At 70.8% G+C, this 19,300-nt stretch carries 18 protein-coding genes; 1 reads left to right on the forward strand and 17 read right to left on the reverse strand.

Annotated features, from left to right (window positions below):
• Positions 1 to 73: 73 nt before the first annotated feature.
• The 12 genes from ACFY9V_RS11970 to ACFY9V_RS12025 all read right to left on the reverse strand — a co-directional run bounded on the left by ACFY9V_RS11970 (position 74) and on the right by ACFY9V_RS12025 (position 12,587).
• Positions 74 to 2,929, reverse strand: a complete 2,856-nt coding sequence (locus ACFY9V_RS11970) for a DEAD/DEAH box helicase (protein ID WP_391161040.1) — start codon at positions 2,927 to 2,929, stop codon at positions 74 to 76.
• A gap of 165 nt (positions 2,930 to 3,094) precedes the next feature.
• Positions 3,095 to 3,991: a diacylglycerol kinase gene (locus tag ACFY9V_RS11975; RefSeq protein ID WP_391161042.1), complete on the reverse strand. Its 897-nt coding sequence runs from the start codon at positions 3,989 to 3,991 to the stop codon at positions 3,095 to 3,097.
• An 82-nt stretch (positions 3,992 to 4,073) separates the two neighbouring features.
• Positions 4,074 to 5,003, reverse strand: coding sequence for a twin-arginine translocase subunit TatC (tatC, locus tag ACFY9V_RS11980; RefSeq protein ID WP_355332976.1), 930 nt, complete (start codon positions 5,001 to 5,003; stop codon positions 4,074 to 4,076).
• A 68-nt stretch (positions 5,004 to 5,071) separates the two neighbouring features.
• Positions 5,072 to 5,359 carry a Sec-independent protein translocase subunit TatA gene (gene tatA / locus ACFY9V_RS11985; RefSeq protein WP_188282996.1) on the reverse strand — a complete coding sequence of 96 codons (288 nt, stop codon included), beginning with the start codon at positions 5,357 to 5,359 and terminating at the stop codon, positions 5,072 to 5,074.
• A gap of 247 nt (positions 5,360 to 5,606) precedes the next feature.
• Positions 5,607 to 5,810, reverse strand: a complete 204-nt coding sequence (locus ACFY9V_RS11990) for a hypothetical protein (RefSeq protein WP_355332978.1) — start codon at positions 5,808 to 5,810, stop codon at positions 5,607 to 5,609.
• A 128-nt stretch (positions 5,811 to 5,938) separates the two neighbouring features.
• Entirely contained in the window at positions 5,939 to 6,193 is a 255-nt protein-coding gene (locus ACFY9V_RS11995; RefSeq protein ID WP_391046240.1) for a hypothetical protein, read from the reverse strand.
• Between the two features lie 12 nt (positions 6,194 to 6,205).
• Positions 6,206 to 7,132: a WYL domain-containing protein gene (locus ACFY9V_RS12000; RefSeq protein WP_355333585.1), complete on the reverse strand. Its 927-nt coding sequence runs from the start codon at positions 7,130 to 7,132 to the stop codon at positions 6,206 to 6,208.
• Between the two features lie 141 nt (positions 7,133 to 7,273).
• Entirely contained in the window at positions 7,274 to 8,212 is a 939-nt protein-coding gene (locus ACFY9V_RS12005) for a WYL domain-containing protein (protein WP_355332982.1), read from the reverse strand.
• 120 nt (positions 8,213 to 8,332) lie between these two features.
• Complete coding sequence (locus tag ACFY9V_RS12010; RefSeq protein WP_188282992.1) at positions 8,333 to 8,704, reverse strand: FKBP-type peptidyl-prolyl cis-trans isomerase; 372 nt, start codon at positions 8,702 to 8,704, stop codon at positions 8,333 to 8,335.
• 39 nt (positions 8,705 to 8,743) lie between these two features.
• Entirely contained in the window at positions 8,744 to 9,754 is a 1,011-nt protein-coding gene (locus ACFY9V_RS12015) for an FKBP-type peptidyl-prolyl cis-trans isomerase (protein ID WP_355332984.1), read from the reverse strand.
• A 205-nt stretch (positions 9,755 to 9,959) separates the two neighbouring features.
• Positions 9,960 to 11,321 (reverse strand): Pup--protein ligase, encoded by a 1,362-nt coding sequence (gene pafA, locus ACFY9V_RS12020; RefSeq protein WP_355332986.1) that lies wholly within the window; start codon positions 11,319 to 11,321, stop codon positions 9,960 to 9,962.
• 9 nt (positions 11,322 to 11,330) lie between these two features.
• On the reverse strand, positions 11,331 to 12,587 hold the full coding sequence (locus ACFY9V_RS12025) for an MFS transporter (RefSeq protein ID WP_391161044.1): 1,257 nt from the start codon (positions 12,585 to 12,587) through the stop codon (positions 11,331 to 11,333).
• A 133-nt stretch (positions 12,588 to 12,720) separates the two neighbouring features.
• On the opposite strand from ACFY9V_RS12025, the gene ACFY9V_RS12030 reads away from it, so the two are divergent.
• A complete protein-coding gene (locus ACFY9V_RS12030) occupies positions 12,721 to 13,785 on the forward strand; it encodes a substrate-binding domain-containing protein (RefSeq protein ID WP_391046236.1) in 1,065 nt (354 codons plus the stop codon).
• A gap of 61 nt (positions 13,786 to 13,846) precedes the next feature.
• Here ACFY9V_RS12030 and prcA read toward each other — a convergent pair whose 3' ends face one another.
• The 5 genes from prcA to arc all read right to left on the reverse strand — a co-directional run bounded on the left by prcA (position 13,847) and on the right by arc (position 19,245).
• Positions 13,847 to 14,593 (reverse strand): proteasome subunit alpha, encoded by a 747-nt coding sequence (gene prcA, locus ACFY9V_RS12035; RefSeq protein WP_188282987.1) that lies wholly within the window; start codon positions 14,591 to 14,593, stop codon positions 13,847 to 13,849.
• 71 nt (positions 14,594 to 14,664) lie between these two features.
• Positions 14,665 to 15,510, reverse strand: coding sequence for a proteasome subunit beta (gene prcB / locus ACFY9V_RS12040; RefSeq protein WP_355332993.1), 846 nt, complete (start codon positions 15,508 to 15,510; stop codon positions 14,665 to 14,667).
• Positions 15,511 to 15,729 (reverse strand): ubiquitin-like protein Pup, encoded by a 219-nt coding sequence (locus ACFY9V_RS12045; protein ID WP_188282985.1) that lies wholly within the window; start codon positions 15,727 to 15,729, stop codon positions 15,511 to 15,513.
• 144 nt (positions 15,730 to 15,873) lie between these two features.
• On the reverse strand, positions 15,874 to 17,385 hold the full coding sequence (dop, locus tag ACFY9V_RS12050) for a depupylase/deamidase Dop (RefSeq protein ID WP_355332996.1): 1,512 nt from the start codon (positions 17,383 to 17,385) through the stop codon (positions 15,874 to 15,876).
• A gap of 93 nt (positions 17,386 to 17,478) precedes the next feature.
• Complete coding sequence (gene arc, locus ACFY9V_RS12055) at positions 17,479 to 19,245, reverse strand: proteasome ATPase (RefSeq protein ID WP_355332999.1); 1,767 nt, start codon at positions 19,243 to 19,245, stop codon at positions 17,479 to 17,481.
• Positions 19,246 to 19,300 lie beyond the last annotated feature (55 nt).

Here is a 19,300-nt window from a genome sequence, read left to right on the forward strand (position 1 = left end):
CAATGCGCGGGCCGCCCGTGCGGCCCGTCATCCTCCGGGACCGGGCCGCACAGGTGCACGCCGCAGGGGCGGCTCACCCCACCGAGGAGTACGCGACGACCCCGCGTCGCAGCCCGTCGACCGCCCGGCGGGCATTGCGGCGGACCGGGCTGCCCTCGGGAGCGGCGTCGCTGATCTGGCCCAGGACGTCGATGAGCTGCTTGCACCAGCGGACGAAGTCACCGGCGGGCATGTCGGCGTCGGAGAGGACCGCGTCCAGGCCGTGGCCCGAGGCCCAGCGGTAGGCGGGCCAGGCGAAGCCGAGGTCGGGCTCGCGCTGGCCGACGCCCTCGGCCTGGTTGATGTGGTGGGACTCCTCCAGCGCGTCGAGACGGCCCCAGATACGGACCATCTCGCCGAGGGCTTCCTTCGCGTTGCCAGTCGGCAGCTTGGGCGCGACGGCGTCGTCGGCCTGCCGGGTCTCGTAGACCAACGCCGAGGCGCAGGCCGCCAGTTCGGCCGGGCCGAGGCCGTCCCAGACGCCCTCGCGCAGGCATTCGCTGGCGAGCAGGTCCAACTCGCCGTAGAGCCGGGCGAGCCGCCGCCCCTCGGGAGTGACCTTCTCGGCCTGGAGATAGCCCAGTTCGGTGAGCAGCGCGCAGATCCGGTCGAAGGTGCGGGCGATGGTGTTGGTGCGGCCCTCGATGCGCCGCTCCAACTGCTGGGTGTCGCGCCGCAGTCGGTGGTAGCGCTCGGCCCAGCGGGCGTGGTCCTCGCGCTCCTCGCAGCCGTGGCAGGGGTGCGCGCGGATCGCGGTACGCAGCCGGGAGATCTCGGTGTCGTCGGCCGCGGCGGCCCGCTGCTTGCGGTGCCGTGAGGGTGCGGCCCAGCCCGCGGTGCCCGCCTTGGAGCGCATCGCGGAGGCGAGGTCGCGCCGGGACTGCGGGCTGCGCGGGTTGAAGGACTTGGGGATCCGCATCCGGTCCAGCGCCTCGACGGGAACGGGGAAGTCTATCTGCCCGAGCCGCTTGACCTGGCGCTCCGCGGTGAGCACCAACGGGCGCGGGCCGTCGGCGAATTCCTCGTTGCGATGCGGGTGGCCGTTGGAACGGCCCGCGGGGACACCGGGTTCCAGGACCAGCGCGAGCCCGGCGTACTTGCCCGCGGGGACGTGGATGATGTCGCCCGGCTTCAGCTTCTCCAGCGCGTCGGAGGCCGCGGCGCGGCGCTGCATCGCGCCCTGCCTCGACAGTTCCGACTCGCGTTCCTTCAGCTCCCGCCGCAGCCGCATGTAGGCGTCGAAGTCGCCGAGGTGGCAGGTCATCGACTGCTTGTAGCCGTCGAGCCCTTCCTCGTTGCGCTGCACCTGCTTGGAGATGCCGACCACCGAGCGGTCGGCCTGGAACTGCGCGAAGGACGTCTCCAGCAGCTCGCGCGAGCGGTGCCGCCCGAACTGCCCGACGAGGTTGACCGCCATGTTGTACGACGGCTTGAAGGACGACCGCAGCGGATACGTACGGGTGCCCGCGAGTCCGGCGACCGCGCCCGGGTCGAAACCGCGCTGCCAGAGCACCACGGCGTGGCCCTCGACGTCGATGCCCCGGCGGCCCGCGCGGCCGGTGAGCTGGGTGTACTCGCCGGGGGTGATGTCGGCGTGGGTCTCGCCGTTCCACTTGACGAGCTTTTCCAGCACCACGGAGCGGGCGGGCATGTTGATGCCGAGCGCCAGCGTCTCGGTGGCGAAGACCGCCTTGACCAGGCCCTTGACGAAGAGCTCCTCGACGACCTCCTTGAAGGTCGGGAGCATGCCCGCGTGGTGGGCGGCGATGCCGCGCTCCAGGCCCTCGAGCCATTCGAAGTAGCCCAGGACGTGCAGATCCTCGTCGGGGATGGCGCGGGTGCGCTCCTCCACGATGGCGCGCACCTGGGCGCGCTTGTCCTCGGTGTTCAGCCGCAGGCCCGCGTAGAGGCACTGCTGGACGGCGGCCTCGCAGCCCGCGCGGCTGAAGATGAAGGTGATGGCGGGCAGCAGTCCTTCGTTGTCCAGCCGGTCGATGACCTCGGCGCGGCTGGGCGTCCACACCCGGCTGCGGGCGCGCCGCTCCCGCTCGCGGTCGGCCTCGCGGCCGCGCTTGGCCCGCGGGTGGTAGCTGCGCTGGTTCTCCATCCGCGCGAGCCGTTCCAGATCGGCGTTGACCTCGCGGCGGCCCTTGCCGTCGGTGGCGCCGGCCTTCTCCTCGAAGAGGTCATACATCCGGCGGCCGGCCAGCACGTGCTGCCACAGCGGGACCGGGCGGTGCTCGGAGACGATGACCTCGGTGTCGCCGCGGACGGTGTCGAGCCAGTCGCCGAACTCCTCGGCGTTGGAGACGGTCGCGGAGAGCGACACGAGGGTGACGGACTGCGGGAGGTGGATGATCACCTCTTCCCAGACGGCGCCGCGGAAGCGGTCGGAGAGGTAGTGCACCTCGTCCATCACCACATAGCCGAGGCCGTCGAGGGCGGCGGAGCCGGCGTACAGCATGTTCCGCAGGACCTCGGTGGTCATGACGATCACCGGCGCGTCGCCGTTGACGCTGTTGTCACCCGTCAGCAGGCCGACCTTCTCTGCGCCGTAGCGCTTGGCGAGGTCGCTGTACTTCTGGTTGGACAGGGCCTTGATGGGCGTGGTGTAGAAGCACTTGCGGCCCTCGGCGAGGGCGAGGTGGACGGCGAACTCGCCGACGATGGTCTTGCCCGAGCCGGTCGGGGCGGCGACGAGGACGCCGCTGCCCGCCTCCAGCGCCTGGCACGCCTCGACCTGGAAGGGGTCGAGGCCGAACTCGTACATCCCACGGAACTGGGCGAGGGCCGTTGCGTTCTCCGCTGCGCGGCGACGGCTGGCGGCGAAGCGCTCGGCGGGCGACATCTCATCGAGCGCCATCTCATCTGCGGACTTCTCATCGGTCATCTTGGCTCCGAGCCTACCCGCCACCACTGACACGGCACGTGATCTTTATTGCCGCTATACCCGTCGAGCGGCCGGATCAGGCCCGCCGCGCCGCCCGGATCAGGCCCGCCACGCCGACCGGATCAGGTCCCCCATGGGGCACCGCGCACCCGCGCGGCAACCGGCTCAGACCAGCAGCCGTACGGCCTTCGGCACCGTCTCGGCGACCAGTGGCAGCGGCCCGATCCGCTCGCCGTCCGCGTAGCCGGTCACGCCCTGCGCCGGGTCGACGTCCAGCCGGACGCGAGTCGCGCGGTGCACGGTGACGACCGGGTGGCTCGGGTGGGTGCCCCGGTAGACGCGGGGGAAGACCCGCAGCAAGGTGGTGCGGCTGCACGGGCCGACCACGCACACGTCGAAGAGCCCGTCGTCCATCACCGCGTCCGCGCAGATCCGCATGCCGCCGCCGTACGACGAGCCGTTGCCGACGGCTATCAGCGTGGCCTCGATCTGCCGTTCCGGCGCGTCGTCGAAGGTCACCCGGTACGGGATCGGCCGCAGCGCCGCCAGCTCCGCGAGCATCGCCAGGTCGTAGCGGAAGCGGCCCACGGGCCAGCGCATACGGTTGCCGCGGTCGTTGACCCGCGAGTCGAAGCCGGAGGCGAGGACGGTGCCGAACCAGCGCTCCCCGGTCCTGCCCAGGTCCAGCGCCCGGCTGCGGCCGTCCCGCAGCGCCTCGGCGATGCCCGTACCGGCCGCCGCGGCGTCCCGGACCGGCAGGCCGTTGACCCGCGCGAAGTCGTTGCCGGTGCCGACGGCGACCACGCCGAGCGGCGTGTCGGTCCCGGCGACCGCCTGGAGGGCCAGCGAGACCATGCCGTCACCGCCGACCGCGACCAGCGCCCCCGTACCGCTGTCGACGGCCTGCCGGGCGCGGGCCAGCGCGTCGGCCGCGTCCTCGCCCACGACGGTACGGACGCCGTAACCGGCTTCGCGGAGCGCGTGGGCGGCGGGCTGGGCGGCGCGGGCGCCCCGGCCGCGTCCGGCGACGGGATTGACGAAGAGGGTGATCTCGCTGGTCACGCGCGGACCCTACCGGACAGCCGCCCCCCACCAGTAGCGGTGGGGGGCGGCGGTGTCAGGGGTCGGCCGGGCGGCCGGGCGCTCAGGTCGCGTCGTCGTAGCCGTCATCGACGCGCTCGCCGGTCCGGTCCTCGTACGGCTCGGCGGCGATCTGCTCCGGGACGTGGTCCAGGGTGGACGCCTCGTCCGGGTCGAGGGCGTAGTCCGGGTTCGCTTCGAGTCGGCGCTTGCGGCGGCTGTCGTTGAAGAAGCAGATGCCCATGGCGACGAAGTACAGGAAGACGATCGGCGCGGCCAGCAGGCACATGGTGAGCGGGTCGCCGGTGGGCGTGGCGACCGCGGCGAAGACGGTGATGCCGATCACCATGCCGCGCCACCAGCCGAGCATGCGACGGCCGCTGACCATGCCGGTGAAGTTGAGCAGCACCAGCACCAGGGGCAGTTCGAAGGCTAGACCGAAGACGATCACCATGCGGACGACGAGGTCGAGGAAGTCGTCCAGGGCCAGCAGGTTGGTGGTGTCGTCCGGCACGAAGCCGATCATGATCCTGGCGGTCTGCGGCAGGATCGCGTAGGCCAGCCAGGCACCGGCGAAGAAGAGCGGGACGCCCGCGCCGACGAAGCCGAGGGTGTACCGCTTCTCGCTGCGGTGCAGACCGGGCGCGAGGAACGCCCAGAGCTGGTAGAGCCAGACCGGCGAGGCGCAGAGGATGCCCGCCATCAGCGAGACCTTCAGCGCGATGGAGAAACCGCCGAGCAGACCGTTGACGGTCATCTGGGCGCAGGGCTGGCCGTTCTTCTGGTGCGTCGCACCGTCCACACAGCCGACCGACTTGAGGATCGGGTGCTGGAAGAAGTGAATGATGTCCTTGTAGACGAACGCCGCCACGATCGTGACGGCCAGGATCGCCAGGACGGACTTGGCCAGCCTGTTGCGCAGCTCACGCAGGTGGTCCGCGAGGGGCATCCGCCCCTCGGGGTCCTTCTCCTGCTTGCGGGCAGTCTTGAGCACCCACGTCCTCGTCTCGTGCGGCAGCCGCCCGGCTCGCGGTCGGCTTCGTCCTTCAGCAGAGGGTCAGGTCAGGCCCGGGGCGTGCGGTCCGCCGGCTCGGAGACCGGACGGGCGCTCGTGGTGTCGCCGGGCGCGGCCTGGATGGTGCGGGGTGCGGCCTGCTCCTGGGGAGCCGGGGCGGCGGTGGACTCCGCGGTGCCGGAGTCATCGTTCTTCATCGCCTTGGCCTCGCTCTTGAGGATGCGCGCCGACTTGCCGAGCGACCGGGCCATGTCGGGCAGCTTCTTCGCGCCGAAGAGCAGGACGACGACGAGAAGGATCAGGACGATCTCTAGGGGCTTGAGATTGCCGAGCATAAAATGTCTACCTTCTCACCGGTGGGCGGCGTGTTCCGTGACTGCGAGGGCGTGGCGCTCGCGCGTCCGCTTCCGCAGGTGCACGACGATTCGGGCAGGTGCCCGGCCGCCGCGCTGGCTGTGATCGTATCGTGCACCGGTGAACACCGGGGAATGCCCCGGAATCCGCCGGATTGCGACCCTCGCCGCGCTCGTGAGTACGGGCCGCCCGGTCAGCGTACCCCGCGTTCGCGGCCTCGCGGCAGGCTCAGCTTCTGGAGATCTGCCCGGCACGCTCGCTCAACGGGCGGGCGGCGCGCTGCAGACGGTCGCCCGCGGCGGCCAGCGCGTCGGTGGCCGCGGCCACCTGCCGGGCCAGTTCCTGGACGGCGGCGAAGACCCGGACCGCCAGCACCCCGAGCACCAGGAGTCCCGCGGTCGCCAGGCCGACGCAGAGATAGAGCCACCACATGGGCCGCGAGCCTACCGGTTCCGTTTCCGCGCCGACGCCACCGGTACCGGCCTGTTCCGTACCGGCCTGTTCCGTACCGCCCCCCGTGCGCACCGGCCCTGTCCGCGGCCGCCCGACGTGAACACCCGTCAGTGGGCGTGGAGCCGCATCGTGCGGACCCCGCCGACCGTGAGCAGTTCGACGATCCGCTCCCCCGCCGGTTTGCGGACGGCGGTGTCGCACTCGGGGCAGGTGAAGGAGTAGAAGGTCGTACGCGCCGAGCCGCCGATCGCCAGCAGCAGCGCTCCCGCGGACAGTTCGAAGCTGGTGCGGCAGTGCGGGCAGCCCGCGCGGAAGAGCACGGGCATGGTCATGGGCGCGCAGCCGGACGCCGTGGCCGTCATCGTGATGTCCTCTCACTCCCCGTAGGCGGCGAGCGCCAGCACGGCGGCGTCGCGCGCGTCCCCCGCCAGTTCGGGGGGCGACACGATCCGGCCGTCCTTGCCGAGCCGCAGCGCGAGCCGCCGCAGCGACCCGGGGTCGGGGGTGCGCAAGGTGATGCGCAGGCCGCCGTCGGGCTGCTCCTCGGCACTGTCGTGCGGATAGTATTCCGCGACCCAGCGCCCGCCGGGGCCCACTTCGATCACTACCTCGGGGTCGTCGCCCGCGGGCTGGACCAGGCCCTGCGACAGGTCGCGCGGCTGGAGCCGCGGCGGGTCGGACGGCTCGTCCAGCAGCCGGATCTCCTCGACCCGGTCCAGCCGGAAGGTGCGCCGGTCCTCCGAGAGGCGGCACCAGCCCTCGAAGTAGGTGTGGCCGACGGCGAACAGCCGGATCGGGTCGACCTCGCGCTCGGTCAGCGCGTCCCTGGCGGGCGAGTAGTAGCGCATCCACAGCCGCCGCCGCTCGGTGATCGCCCGGTCCACGGTGGCGAACACGCTGCCCTCGGACTCGAAGGTCACCGAGAGCTGCGCGCTGGCCCCGGCCGCCTCGCCCGCGGCGGCCTCCAGCTTCGCCCCGGCGCGCAGCAGCGCCTGCCGGTCGCTGTCCCGCAGGCCCGGCAGATTGGCCACCGCGCGGGCGGCCACCAGCAGCGCGGTGGCCTCGTCCGCGGCCAGCCGCAGCGGCTGCGCCACGTCGTCCGCGGTGCCGGGGTTGTGCCACCAGATCCGTTCGCCGTCGGTGTCGATGTCCAGCAGGTCGCCGCCGCGGAAGCTGGTGCCGCACAGCGGCAGCACATTGAGGTCGCCGATCAGCTCGGCCTCGGTCACCCCGAAGGCCCGTGCCACCTCGCTGACCCGTGCTCCGGGCCGCTCCCGCAGATACGTCACCAGGGACAGCATCCTGCGCGTCTGGTCGATCGCGTTGCTCACGCCGCCGTCCCCCGCCTGTTCTTCGCTTCCGTGCCCGCCCGGCGCAAGGCCGCGGCCGTCGTCCTGGTCCGCCGCCCGGCGGCCCCGCGTGCGTCGCTCACGTCGGCCACGTCAGCCCTTCGCCACGGCGCGCAGCCGGTCCAGTACGTCCGTGCGCAGCTCCTCGGGCGCCAGGACGAGTACGTCGGGGCCGAACTCGGCCAGCCAGGCGTCGAGTCCGTGCCCGTACGGGATCTCCAGCTCGTCCCAGTCGGCGTCCACCGGGGTGGTCGTCACGGCGCGGGAGCGCAGCGGGTAGCCGCTGTCGCGGCGCAGCCGGATGCGGGCGGTGGCGGTGGCGCCCTCGCCCGCCCAGCGGGCCACCGCCTCGCGGACGTCGACGTGCGCGGGCACCTCGGTGGTGAAGGCGCCGCGGGCGCGGACCTTGCCGCTGATCCGGGAGAGCCGGAAGACGCGGACGGCGCCGCGGTCGCGGTCCCAGCCCGCCACGTACCAGTGGCCGCGCCAGCACTCCAGCGCCCACGGCTCGATCTGCCGCGGCTCCGGCCGCGCGGCGTTGGCCTTGCGGTACTCGAAGGAGACGGCGCGCCGCTCGCGGGTGGCGAGCATCAGGGCCTCGAAGGCGGGTTCCGGCGTGGGGATGCGCGGTTCGAGGGCGCTGTGGGTGTCCTCGTACGGGACGCCCGCCGCGCGCAGCTTCTGGAGCGCGCCGCTGGCGGCCTCGGCGAATCTGGCCTGCTGCCAGACCTTGGCGGCCAGCGCGAGCGCGGCGGCCTCCTCGGGGTCGAGGGCGATGTCGGGCAGCCGGTTGCGGTCGCGCCGCGCCAGGTAGCCGAACTCGCCGTCGATGCTCTCCACCGTGTCGATGACCAGACCCAGCTCGCGCAGGTCGTCCTTGTCCCGTTCGAACATCCGGTTGAAGGAGTCGTCGGAGGTGACCTCGTGGTACGCCTCGATGGAGCTGCGCAGCTCGCGTTTGCTGACCGGCCGCCGGGTGTTCATCAGGCACAGTGCGAGATTCATCAACCGCTCAGCCTTGGCAATCGCCATCCCGCACCCTTCGTTCGGCTCTCGTCGCCGACCGTACCGCCCCGAGGTCCCGCGACAAAAGCCGAGGAGCCCCGGCCTGGCAGGCCGGGGCTCCTGTGACGGCTGTGCGGACGGGCCCGATCAGACGGCGACGAGGTCGCAGACGAAGATCAGGGTCTCGCCGGGCTTGATCGCGGCGCCGGCGCCGCGGTCGCCGTAGGCGAGGTGCGCGGGGATGATGAGCTGGCGGCGACCGCCGACCTTCATGCCCTGCACGCCCTGGTCCCAGCCGGCGATGACCTGTCCGACGCCGAGCTTGAACTGGAGCGCGGAGCCGCGGTTCCAGCTCGCGTCGAACTCCTCGCCGGAGGAGAAGGCCACGCCGACGTAGTGGACGGAGACCGTGTCCCCGGCCTTGGCGACCGGGCCGTCGCCCTCCCAGATGTCCTTGATCTCCAGGTCGGCCGGCGGCTCGCCGCCCGGGAAGTCGATCTCGGGCTTCTCGATGCTCACTTCAATGCTCCTTGTGCGTTGCGGGCAACCTGGACAGTCTTACAGAATCGCCAGGATGTCCAAGGAGAAGACCAGGGTGGCGTTGGCCGGGATGTTGCTGCCGCTGGGCGGCGTGGCGCCGTAGGCCAGGTCTCCGGGGGTCACCAGCATGACGCGGCTGCCCGCCTTCTTGCCGACCAGGCCCTCCTGCCAGCCCTTGATGAGCTGCGCGAGCGGGAAGGCGGCGAGCTGACCGGCGGTGTAGCTGGCGTCGAACTCCTTGCCGCCGTCCCACAGCACGCCCTTGTACTGGAGCAGCAGCGTGTCGGTGGCCTTCACCGCGGCGCCGTCGCCCTCCAGGATGTACTCGGAGACCAGCTTGGTCGGCGCCTTGACCTTGGGCACCGTGATGCTGGGCGCCTTGCCGTCGGTGTTGGTGCCGACCTTCGGCAGATTCGCGTCGTTCTGCGGGACGGCCTTGCCCTTGGCGGAGCTCTTGGCGTTGTAGGTCGCCAGCACGTCGATCACGAAGACCAGCGTGTCGGTGCCCTTGATGCCCGCCTGGGAGTTGCCCGAGGTGCCGTAGCCCAGGGCCGGCGGGATCGCCATCTCGACGCGACTGTTGACCTTCTGGCCGACCAGGCCCTTGTCCCAGCCGGGGATGACCTTCCCCTGGCCGATGACGTTGGTGTACGGCGCGCGGCCGTAGGAGGTGTCGAAGACCTTGGCGGTGTCCCAGATCTGGCCGAGGTAGTTGGTCGTGACGTAGTCGCCCGCGACGATGGCGGCGCCGTCGCCCTGGATGACGGTCTTGACGGCCAGGTCGGTGGACGGGGTGCCGGTGCCCTTGGCGACGGTGGGCTTCTCGCCGAACTTGGTGCCGCCGGTGATGTCCGGTACGGGGCCCGCCACGATCTTCGTGCTGGGCGTGGCGGACGCGGACGGCGAGCCCGAGGTCGAGGGGGATTCGGATGCCGCCGGGTCGCTCTTGCTCTTGCTGTCGTCGCTGCCACAACCGGCGGCGGTGAGCATGAGCGCGGGCACGGCGAGCAGTACGGAGCGTCGGCGCACGGATGTCCTCGGTTCGGATCGGGTTCGGGAACGGCGGCTGGATGCCGTCCCACACCCTACGGCGTGCCACAGGCCCCGTACGAGTTCTGCACGGGGCCTGTGTGCCGTCTGTGACGCCGGGTCATGGCGTGCGCCGGTACGTCTAACCGACAGGTCGTACCGGGATGTCACGCCGCCGGTAGGACATATCGGCTCGCGTACCGGCCTACATACCGGCGATGAGCTTCTCCACCCGGTCGTCGACCGACCGGAAGGGGTCCTTGCACAGCACGGTGCGCTGCGCCTGGTCGTTGAGCTTCAGGTGCACCCAGTCGACGGTGAAGTCGCGGCGCTGTTCCTGCGCGCGGCGGATGAAGTCGCCGCGCAGCCGCGCCCTGGTGGTCTGCGGGGGCACCGACTTGGCCTCGAAGATCTTGAGGTCGGTGCAGATCCGCTTGGCCTGGCCCTTGCGTTCCAGCAGGTAGTACAGGCCGCGGCGGCGGTGGATGTCGTGGTAGGCGAGGTCGATCTGGGCGACCCGGGGGTGGGACATCGTGATGTTGTCCCGGTTCCGGTAGCGCTCGATGAGCTGGTACTTCATCACCCAGTCGATCTCGGTGCCGATCCGGGCGAGGTCGCCGCTGCCGATGGAGTCCAGGGTGCGGCCCCACAGCTCCAGGACCTGCTCGATGACACCGCTGCGGATGCCGCGGCGCTCGCAGAACTCGACGGCCTTGGAGTAGTACTCCTGCTGGATGTCCAGGGCGGACGCCTCGCGGCCCGAGGCGAGCCGGACCTTGCGGCGGCCGGTGATGTCGTGGCTGACCTCGCGGATGGCCCGGATCGGGTTCTCCAGGGTCAGGTCGCGCATCACGGTGCCCGCCTCGATCATCCGCAGGACGAGGTCGGTGGCGCCGACCTTGAGCAGCATCGTGGTCTCGGACATGTTGGAGTCGCCGACGATGACGTGCAGGCGCCGGTAGCGCTCGGCGTCGGCGTGCGGCTCGTCGCGGGTGTTGATGATCGGACGGGAGCGGGTGGTGGCGGAGCTGACACCCTCCCAGATGTGCTCGGCCCGCTGGCTCACGCAGAAAACGGCGCCGCGCGGGGTCTGGAGTACCTTCCCCGCGCCGCACAGAAGCTGCCGGGTGACGAGGAACGGAATGAGGATGTCGGCGAGCCGGGAGAATTCCCCGTGCCTGGCGACCAGGTAATTCTCGTGACATCCGTAGGAGTTGCCGGCCGAGTCGGTGTTGTTCTTGAAGAGGTACACATCGCCTGCGATGCCCTCTTCGTGAAGGCGCCGTTCGGCGTCCACGAGAAGGCCCTCAAGGATGCGTTCGCCGGCCTTGTCGTGCGTGACGAGTTCGGTGACGTTGTCGCACTCGGGAGTGGCGTACTCCGGGTGCGAACCGACGTCGAGATAGAGGCGGGCACCGTTGCGGAGGAAAACATTGCTGCTCCGGCCCCATGACACGACACGGCGGAAGAGGTACCGCGCCACCTCGTCAGGGGACAGACGCCGCTGTCCCCTGAACGTGCATGTGACGCCGTACTCGTTCTCCAGCCCGAAAATGCGGCGGTCCATGTCTGAACATTACGCCTGATGCGTGGTGCTGAAACGAGGTTCGACCGCTCCGTTTCGATCTTTTTCGGAGGGGCTCCGGAGGTTTGGCGGCGTCAGGATTCGGCCGGTGCACAGCAGGACGAGCATCGCGACCGCGCCGCCCGCGCCCGCGACCCCGAATCCGGCGGCCGTTCCGCCGTGTTGGGCGGCGACTCCGGCGGCGGCCGTGCCGAGCGCCGCGCCGACCCCGGCGGAGGTCACCACCCAGGAGAACGCCTCGGTGACGGTGCCGGCCGGGGCGTGTCGGTCGACCACGAGGAAGCCGCAGGCCAGGGCGGGGGCGAGGAAGAGTCCGGCGAGCGCGGCCAGCGGCAGCATCCAGGGCAGGCCCGGCGCCAGCGCCAGCGGCGGGTAGCAGAGGGCGAGGCCGACCGAGAGCAGCCGCAGGCGGCGCTCGGGCACGCCGGACCAGACGCGGGCGCCGTAGGTGAGGCCGCCGACGAGGGCGCCCGCGCCGTTGGCGGCCAGGACGTACGCGGCGACCGGGCCGCCGCCGTGCGCGTCGCCGTAGGCCACGGCGGCCAGCGAGACGGCGCCGAGGGCAATGCCGACGAAGAAGAAGGCGCCGAGCAGGACGGCGAGGCCCGGCGAGCGCAGCGCGCCGAGCCAGTGGGCCTCGTGCGGGACGGCCCGCCACTGCCGGGAGGGCCGGGAGGTCACCACGACGAGGGTGCCCGCGACGCCGAGCGCGCCGGTGACGATCAGGGCGACGGCCTGCGAGGCGGCCGAGACGATGACGGTCACCAGCAGCGGCCCGAGGGTGAACAGCACCTCCTGCGCGGCGGCGTCCAGCGCGTACGCCTTCTGCACCCGCTCCTCGTCGCCCAGCACGGAGGCCCACAGGGCCCGCAGGCCGCCCTCCAGCGGCGGTGTGGCGACCCCGGCCAGGACGACGGCGGCGACGGCCAGCGGCAGCGGGTCGGGGCCGACGGCCGCGAGCAGTCCGAAGCCCGCCGCGGCCAGCAGCGCGGCGGCGGTCATCACCCGCGGCTGGCCGCGCCGGTCGACGGCCCGGCCGAGCAGCGGCTGCCCGATGGCGACGGCGGCGCCGTAGATCGCGGACAGGGTGCCCGCGAGGCCGTATCCGGCGCCCTCGGAGCGCGCGAAGAGCACGATGGCGAGCGCCGCCATGGCGTTGGGCAGCCGTCCGAGGAGGGTCCCGCCGAGCAGCCGTGCAGCGTGCCGTGTACGCAGCAGGTCCCCGTATCCCGCGGTCCGCCCAGCCATCCCGGCCCCTCTCCCCCGGCGGTCCCCGGTGCCTCGCCGCCGTGACCGGCGGGTCACGGGCCGCGACCCGCACCGCGACCCGAAGGCCGCGACCGCTCACGTGTTACGTATAACGTCTACGGTCATACGTACCATGTCGGCAGTCGGCGGGTCCACCCGCAGGAGCGAACGGGAAGGGTGCGGAAGGTTGACGGGGAGTACGCGGCCGACCTCTCGTGACGTCGCGCGGGCGGCCGGAGTGTCGCAGGCGACGGTCTCGCTCGTGCTCGGCGGGAAGTGGCACGGCCGGGTGTCGGAGCGGACGGCGCACGCCGTACGGGACGCGGCGGGGCGGCTCGGCTACCGGCCGAATCTCGCCGCCCGCAATCTGCGGCTCGGCCGCACCCGGACGGCCCTGATGGTGGTGCCCGCGCTCACCAACGAGTACTTCGCCCGCGTCTATACGGGGGCGGCGCTGGTCGCCGCCGAGCACGGCTTCGGCGTGGTGCTCTACCCGTCACCCGACGGCGTCGGACCGGCCCGCGACCCCTTCGGCTCCGCCCGGGCGGCCATCGACGGGGTCATCGCCTCCTCGATGGCCGCGGACGCCCTGACCGGCATCGGCGGCGGCGAACTGCCGCTGGTGATGCTGGACAGCGGTCCGGCGGCGCCGGGCGGTCCCCCCACGGTCGACCTGGCGGTCGGCGACGGATTCCGGCAGGTGGTGCGCCACCTCGTCGCGCTCGGGCACCGGCGGATCGCCCATGTCGCGGCCGACATCGACAGCTGGACGTTCCACGAGCGCACGCGGACGGTCGCGGCCGAGCTGGCCGCGGTTCCCGGAGCGGAACTCACCTCCGAGCGCTGCTCCTTGGACGTGGACTCCGGTCGCTCCGCCGCCCTGCGCGCTCTGCGCGGGCCGGGCCCCCGGCCCACCGCCCTGCTGTGCGACGACGACATCCTGGCCGCGGGGGCGTGCAAGGCCGCCAGGAGCCTGGGGCTCCGGGTGCCCGCGGACCTGTCCGTCACCGGCTTCGACGATCTGGCGTTGGCCACCGCGCTCGATCCCGAGCTGACCAGCGTGCGGCTGCCCGCCGAGGCGGTCGGGGACCGCGGTATGACCGCGCTGCTCAGCCTTCTCGACGGGGGCTCCGTCGGGCCGGTGGAACTCCCCGTCGAACTCGTCGTCCGCGGCTCCTCGGCCCCCCCGCCGGCCTGATCCCTCGCCAGGTCACCGCCCGCCCCCCGCGGGGGGGGGCGGGCGGCGCGCCTGCGGGGCGCTACTCCTCCTCGTCCGAAGGGTCGTCCGTGGTGGCCGTCGAGGCGGACTCGGTCTCCAGCAGGCGGGAGAGCTGGCGGCCGAGGATGCGCTTGAACTTGCGCTGCTGGGGGCGGGTGCGGTCGAGGACGGCGACCTCCAACTGCTCGGCGGTGAGCTGGCGGTCGCTGCCGTTGTTGTCGCGGCCGAGGGATTCGACGGCCAGCGCCAGCGCCTCGGCGAGCGTCATGCCGTCGCGGTGCCGCTGGTCGAGGTAGCTGCCGATCTGGTCGGAGTTGCCGCCGACCGCGACCGCGCCGTGCTCGTCGACGATCGACCCGTCGTGCGGCAGCCGGTAGATCTGGTCGTCCTCGGGGGCCGAGCCGACCTCCGCGACGATCAGCTCGACCTCGTAGGGCTTCTCCCCCACGCTGGAGAAGATGGTGCCCAGGGTCTGCGCGTAGACGTTGGCCAGCCCACGGGCCGTCACGTCCTCGCGGTCGTAGGTGTATCCGCGCAGATCGGCGTAGCGCACGCCGCCGATCCGCAGATTCTCGAACTCGTTGTACTTGCCGACCGCCGCGAAGGCGATCCGGTCGTAGATCTCGCTGACCTTGTGGAGTGCGCGGGACGGGTTCTCGGCGACGAAGACGATGCCGTCGGTGTACTGGAGCACGACGACGCTGCGGCCACGCGCGATGCCCTTGCGGGCGTACTCGGCGCGGTCGGCCATGGCCTGCTGAGGTGAAACGTAAAAGGGCGTGGACACCGGCTAACCGTGCCTTTCTGCTGTCGGCTCTGAGGGATGCGTCGCTTGACCGGTTCTCAACTGACCGGCTCTCAGAGCACTTCGGCCCGCGGGCCGTCGGGGTGCTCCAGACGTCCGTCCAGCACGGCGCGGGCGATCTCGGAGACCTCGGCCTCGCTGAGCCTGCGGAAGCCCTCTTCGGTGATCACCGCGACGATCGGGTAGATCCGCCGGGTGATGTCGGGGCCGCCGGTGGCCGAGTCGTCGTCCGCGGCGTCGTAGAGCGCCTGGATGACGGCGGTGGCCAACTGACGCTCGGTGAGGTCGCTGCGGTAGAGCTTCTTCAGCGAGCTGCGGGCGTAGACCGAGCCGGAGCCGGTCGCGGTGAAGCCCACGTCCTCGCTGCGGCCGCCCGTCACGTCGTACGAGAAGATGCGGCCCTTCTCGCGCTCGGTATCGTATCCGGCGAAGAGCGGGACGACGGCCAGCCCTTGGAGCGCCATGCCGAGGTTGCCGCGGATCATGGTGGACAGCCGGTTGGCCTTGCCCTCCAGGGACAGCGTCGCCCCTTCGATCTTCTCGTAGTGCTCCAGCTCCAGTTGGAAGAGCTTGACCATCTCCACCGCGAGGCCCGCGGTGCCCGCGATGCCGACCGCCGAGAACTCGTCGGCGGGGAAGACCTTCTCGATGTCGCGCTGGGCGATGACATTGCCCATCGTGGCCCGCCGGTCACCGGCGAGGATGACCCCGCCGCTGAAGGTGGCGGCCACGATGGTGGTGCCGTGCGGGAGTTCGACGGCGCCCTTGACCGGCGGGAGCGACCGGTTGCCCGGCAGCAGCTCCGGCGAGTGGTCGCCCAGGAAGTCCAGGAAGGAGGAGGATCCCGGCGTCAGGAACGCCGCCGGGAGCCGTCCGGTGCCATACGTGCCGGCTGCCACCTACTCGCCGCCCTTCTGCACGAAGGAACGCACGAAGTCCTCGGCGTTCTCCTCGAGTACGTCGTCGATCTCGTCCAGCACCGAGTCCACGTCGTCGGAGAGCTTCTCCTGGCGCTCCTTGAGGTCGTCGGCCGCCTGGGCGTCCTGCTGGACCTCCTCGACCTCCTCCGTGGAACGCGTCGCCTTCTGCTGTCCGCCGTCGGTGTCCTTGGTAGCCATGTCCCTCACCCCGCTATTCCGTGCGCTCGGTTGACTGCCTACAAGATCAGACCCTACAAGCAGGGCCCGACATCAGCGCTCGATTACGTCAACGTACGAGTGCCACTGGGTTGTTTCCCGGTTCTGGACCGTTTCAGCCGCGGATCAGCCGCCGGAAAGGATCCGTACCAGGTCCTCCGCCGTGCGACAGCGGTCCAGGAGCTCCTTCACGTGCTTGCGGGTGCCCCGCAGCGGCTCCAGCGTGGGAACCCGCTGGAGCGAGTCCCGGCCGGGCAGATCGAAGATCACCGAGTCCCAGGAGGCGGCGGCGACGTCGTCCGCGTACTGTTCGAGACAGCGCCCGCGGAAGTACGCCCTGGTGTCCTCGGGCGGCTTGGTGGCGGCCCTGACGACATCGGGCTCGTCCAGCAGCCGCCGCATGCGGCCGCGCTCCACCAGCCGGTTGTAGAGGCCCTTGTCGGGGCGTACGTCGGCGTACTGGAGGTCGACCAGGTGCAGCCTCGCGGCGTCCCAGCCCAGGTTGTCGCGGCGCCGGTAGCCCTCCAGCAGCTCGCGCTTGGCGATCCAGTCCAGCTCGCCCGACAGGCTCATCGGGTCGTTCTCCAGCCGGTTGAGCACGTCCTCCCAGCGGGCCAGCACATCGCGGGTCTGCGGGTCCGCGTCGACGCCGTAGCGCTCCTCGACGTATTTGCGGGCCAGCTCGAAATACTCCATCTGGAGCTGTACCGCGGTCAGCGTCCGGCCATTACGCAGCGTGACGAGTTGTCGCAGCGCGGGGTCGTGGGAGACCTCGTGCAGGGTGCGGACCGGCTGGTCGACGGCCAGGTCCACCTTGATGAAGGAGTCCTCGATCATGGAGAGCACCAGCGCGGTGGTGCCCAGCTTGAGGTAGGTCGAGATCTCGGAGAGGTTCGCGTCGCCGATGATCACATGGAGCCTGCGGTACTTCTCGGCGTCGGAGTGCGGTTCGTCGCGGGTGTTGATGATCGGGCGCTTGAGGGTGGTCTCCAGGCCCACCTCGACCTCGAAGTAGTCGGCGCGCTGGCTGATCTGGAAGCCGTCCTCACGGCCGTCCTGGCCGATGCCGACCCGGCCCGCGCCGGTCACGACCTGGCGGGAGACGAAGAAGGGCGTCAGGTGCCGCACGATGTCCGAGAACGGGGTCTCCCGCTTCATCAGGTAGTTCTCGTGCGTGCCGTAGGACGCGCCCTTGTTGTCGGTGTTGTTCTTGTAGAGGTGGATCGGCTGCGCGCCGGGGAGCTGCGCCGCCCGCAGCGCCGCCTCGGCCATGATGCGCTCCCCCGCCTTGTCCCACAGCACCGCGTCCCGCGGATTGGTGATCTCGGGCGAGGAGTACTCGGGGTGCGCGTGGTCGACGTACAGCCGCGCGCCATTGGTGAGGATCACATTGGCCAGGCCGATGTCCTCGTCGGTGAGCTGCGTGGAGTCGGCCGAGTCCCGGGCGAGGTCGAAGCCCCGGGCGTCCCGCAGCGGGTTCTCCTCCTCGAAATCCCAGCGGGCCCGCCTGGCCCGGTGCATCGCCGCCGCGTAGGCGTTGACGATCTGGGACGAGGTGAGCATGGCATTGGCGTTGGGGTGGCCGGGGACCGAGATGCCGTACTCCGTCTCGATGCCCATTACTCGCCGTACGGTCATGCGGCCCTCCTTGCCCGGCTCCGGCCCGTGCTGAGCCGGAAACACACCGGCTGCGGGTACCCGCTGTGGGGACCCGCAGCCGGAGGGTAGTGCTTACAGATACTGTCCCGTGTTCGCCACGGTGTCGATGGAGCGTCCGGTGTCCGCGCCCTGCTTTCCGGTCACCAGGGTGCGGATGAAGACGATCCGCTCGCCCTTCTTGCCGGAGATACGGGCCCAGTCGTCGGGGTTGGTGGTATTGGGCAGGTCCTCGTTCTCCTTGAACTCGTCCACACAGGCGGCGAGCAGGTGGGAGACGCGCAGGCCGCGCTGGTCGTGGTCGAGGAAGTCCTTGATCGCCATCTTCTTGGCCCGGTCGACGATGTTCTGGATCATCGCTCCGGAGTTGAAGTCCTTGAAGTAGAGGACTTCCTTGTCCCCGTTGGCGTAGGTGACCTCCAGGAAGCGGTTCTCCTCCGTCTCGGAGTACATCCGCTCGACCACCGACTGGATCATGGCGTCCACGGTGCCCGCCTTGGATCCGCCGTGCTCCGAGAGGTCCTCGGTGTGCAGCGGCAGGGTGTCGACCAGGTACTTCGAGAAGATGTCCTTGGCCGCTTCGGCGTCGGGACGCTCGATCTTGATCTTCACGTCCAGGCGGCCGGGCCGCAGGATCGCGGGGTCGATCATGTCCTCACGGTTGGACGCGCCGATGACGATGACGTTCTCCAGGCCCTCCACACCGTCGATCTCGGCGAGGAGCTGCGGGACGATGGTGTTCTCCACGTCCGAGCTGACACCGGATCCGCGGGTGCGGAAGAGGGATTCCATCTCGTCGAAGAAGACGATGACGGGGGTGCCCTCGCTCGCCTTCTCCCGCGCACGCTGGAAGACCAGGCGGATCTGCCGCTCGGTCTCGCCGACGTACTTGTTCAGCAGCTCGGGACCCTTGATGTTGAGGAAGTAGCTCTTGCCCTGCGGCTGCCCGGTGACCTCGGCGACCTTCTTCGCCAGCGAGTTGGCGACCGCCTTCGCGATGAGGGTCTTTCCGCAGCCGGGAGGGCCGTAGAGCAGCACGCCCTTGGGCGGGCGCAGTTCGTACTCCTTGAAGAGTTCGGCGTGCAGGTAGGGCAGCTCCACCGCGTCGCGGATCTGCTCGATCTGGCCGCCGAGTCCGCCGATCTGGCGGTAGTCGATGTCGGGCACCTCTTCGAGGACGAGCTCTTCGACCTCGCTCTTGGGGACCCGTTCGTAGACATAGCCGGAGCGCGGTTCCAGCAGCAGGGCGTCGCCGGTCCGCAGGGCGCCGTCGAGGAGAGGTTCGGCGAGCCGTACCACCCGCTCCTCGTCGGTGTGTCCGATCACCAGGGCGCGCTCGCCGTCCTCCAGGACCTCCTTGAGGGTGACGATGTCGCCGACGCGCTCGAACTCCATCGCCTCGACCACATTGAGCGCTTCGTTGAGCATCAGCTCCTGTCCGCGCCTGAGGTCTTCGAGGTCGACGGCCGGGCTGACGTTCACCCGGAGCTTGCGCCCGCCGGTGAAGATGTCGGCCGTGCCGTCGTCATTGGCCTGAAGGAATACGCCGAAGCCGGCAGGTGGCTGCGCGAGCCGGTCGACTTCCTCCTTGAGGGCCACGATCTGGTCGCGGGCCTCCCGGAGGGTGTTCGCCAGCCGTTCGTTCTGCGCGGACACACCTGCCAGGTTGGTCTGCAGCTCGACGATCCGCTCCTCGAGAATCCTCGTGTGCCGCGGAGAATCGGCGAGCTTGCGTCGCAGGACGGCGATCTCCTGCTCAAGAAAGGCGACCTGGCTCATGGGGTCTTCCGAACCACGAGCGGGTCGGCCGCCACGGTTGTAGTCGTCGTCGTGGGCCGCCACGGTCCTCACCTCCTCCAAGGGGAGCTGGACGTTTCCAGACCCTACCTGGGCCGGT

It is taken from the genome of Streptomyces sp. NPDC008317 (genome assembly GCF_042955955.1).
Lineage (GTDB): Bacteria > Actinomycetota > Actinomycetes > Streptomycetales > Streptomycetaceae > Actinacidiphila.

What these genes read in the sequence shown, in the direction of transcription:
- ACFY9V_RS11970 (WP_391161040.1), bottom strand. Translation starts at nt 2,929, where the DNA reads ATGACCGATGAGAAGTCCGCAGATGAGATGGCGCTCGATGAGATGTCG.
- tatA (WP_188282996.1), bottom strand. Translation starts at nt 5,359, where the DNA reads ATGCTCGGCAATCTCAAGCCCCTAGAGATCGTCCTGATCCTTCTCGTC.
- ACFY9V_RS11990 (WP_355332978.1), bottom strand. Translation starts at nt 5,810, where the DNA reads ATGTGGTGGCTCTATCTCTGCGTCGGCCTGGCGACCGCGGGACTCCTG.
- ACFY9V_RS11995 (WP_391046240.1), bottom strand. Translation starts at nt 6,193, where the DNA reads ATGACGGCCACGGCGTCCGGCTGCGCGCCCATGACCATGCCCGTGCTC.
- ACFY9V_RS12000 (WP_355333585.1), bottom strand. Translation starts at nt 7,132, where the DNA reads ATGCTGTCCCTGGTGACGTATCTGCGGGAGCGGCCCGGAGCACGGGTC.
- ACFY9V_RS12005 (WP_355332982.1), bottom strand. Translation starts at nt 8,212, where the DNA reads ATGGCGATTGCCAAGGCTGAGCGGTTGATGAATCTCGCACTGTGCCTG.
- pafA (WP_355332986.1), bottom strand. Translation starts at nt 11,321, where the DNA reads ATGGACCGCCGCATTTTCGGGCTGGAGAACGAGTACGGCGTCACATGC.
- ACFY9V_RS12025 (WP_391161044.1), bottom strand. Translation starts at nt 12,587, where the DNA reads ATGGCTGGGCGGACCGCGGGATACGGGGACCTGCTGCGTACACGGCAC.
- ACFY9V_RS12030 (WP_391046236.1), top strand. Translation starts at nt 12,721, where the DNA reads ATGTCGGCAGTCGGCGGGTCCACCCGCAGGAGCGAACGGGAAGGGTGC.
- ACFY9V_RS12045 (WP_188282985.1), bottom strand. Translation starts at nt 15,729, where the DNA reads ATGGCTACCAAGGACACCGACGGCGGACAGCAGAAGGCGACGCGTTCC.
- dop (WP_355332996.1), bottom strand. Translation starts at nt 17,385, where the DNA reads ATGACCGTACGGCGAGTAATGGGCATCGAGACGGAGTACGGCATCTCG.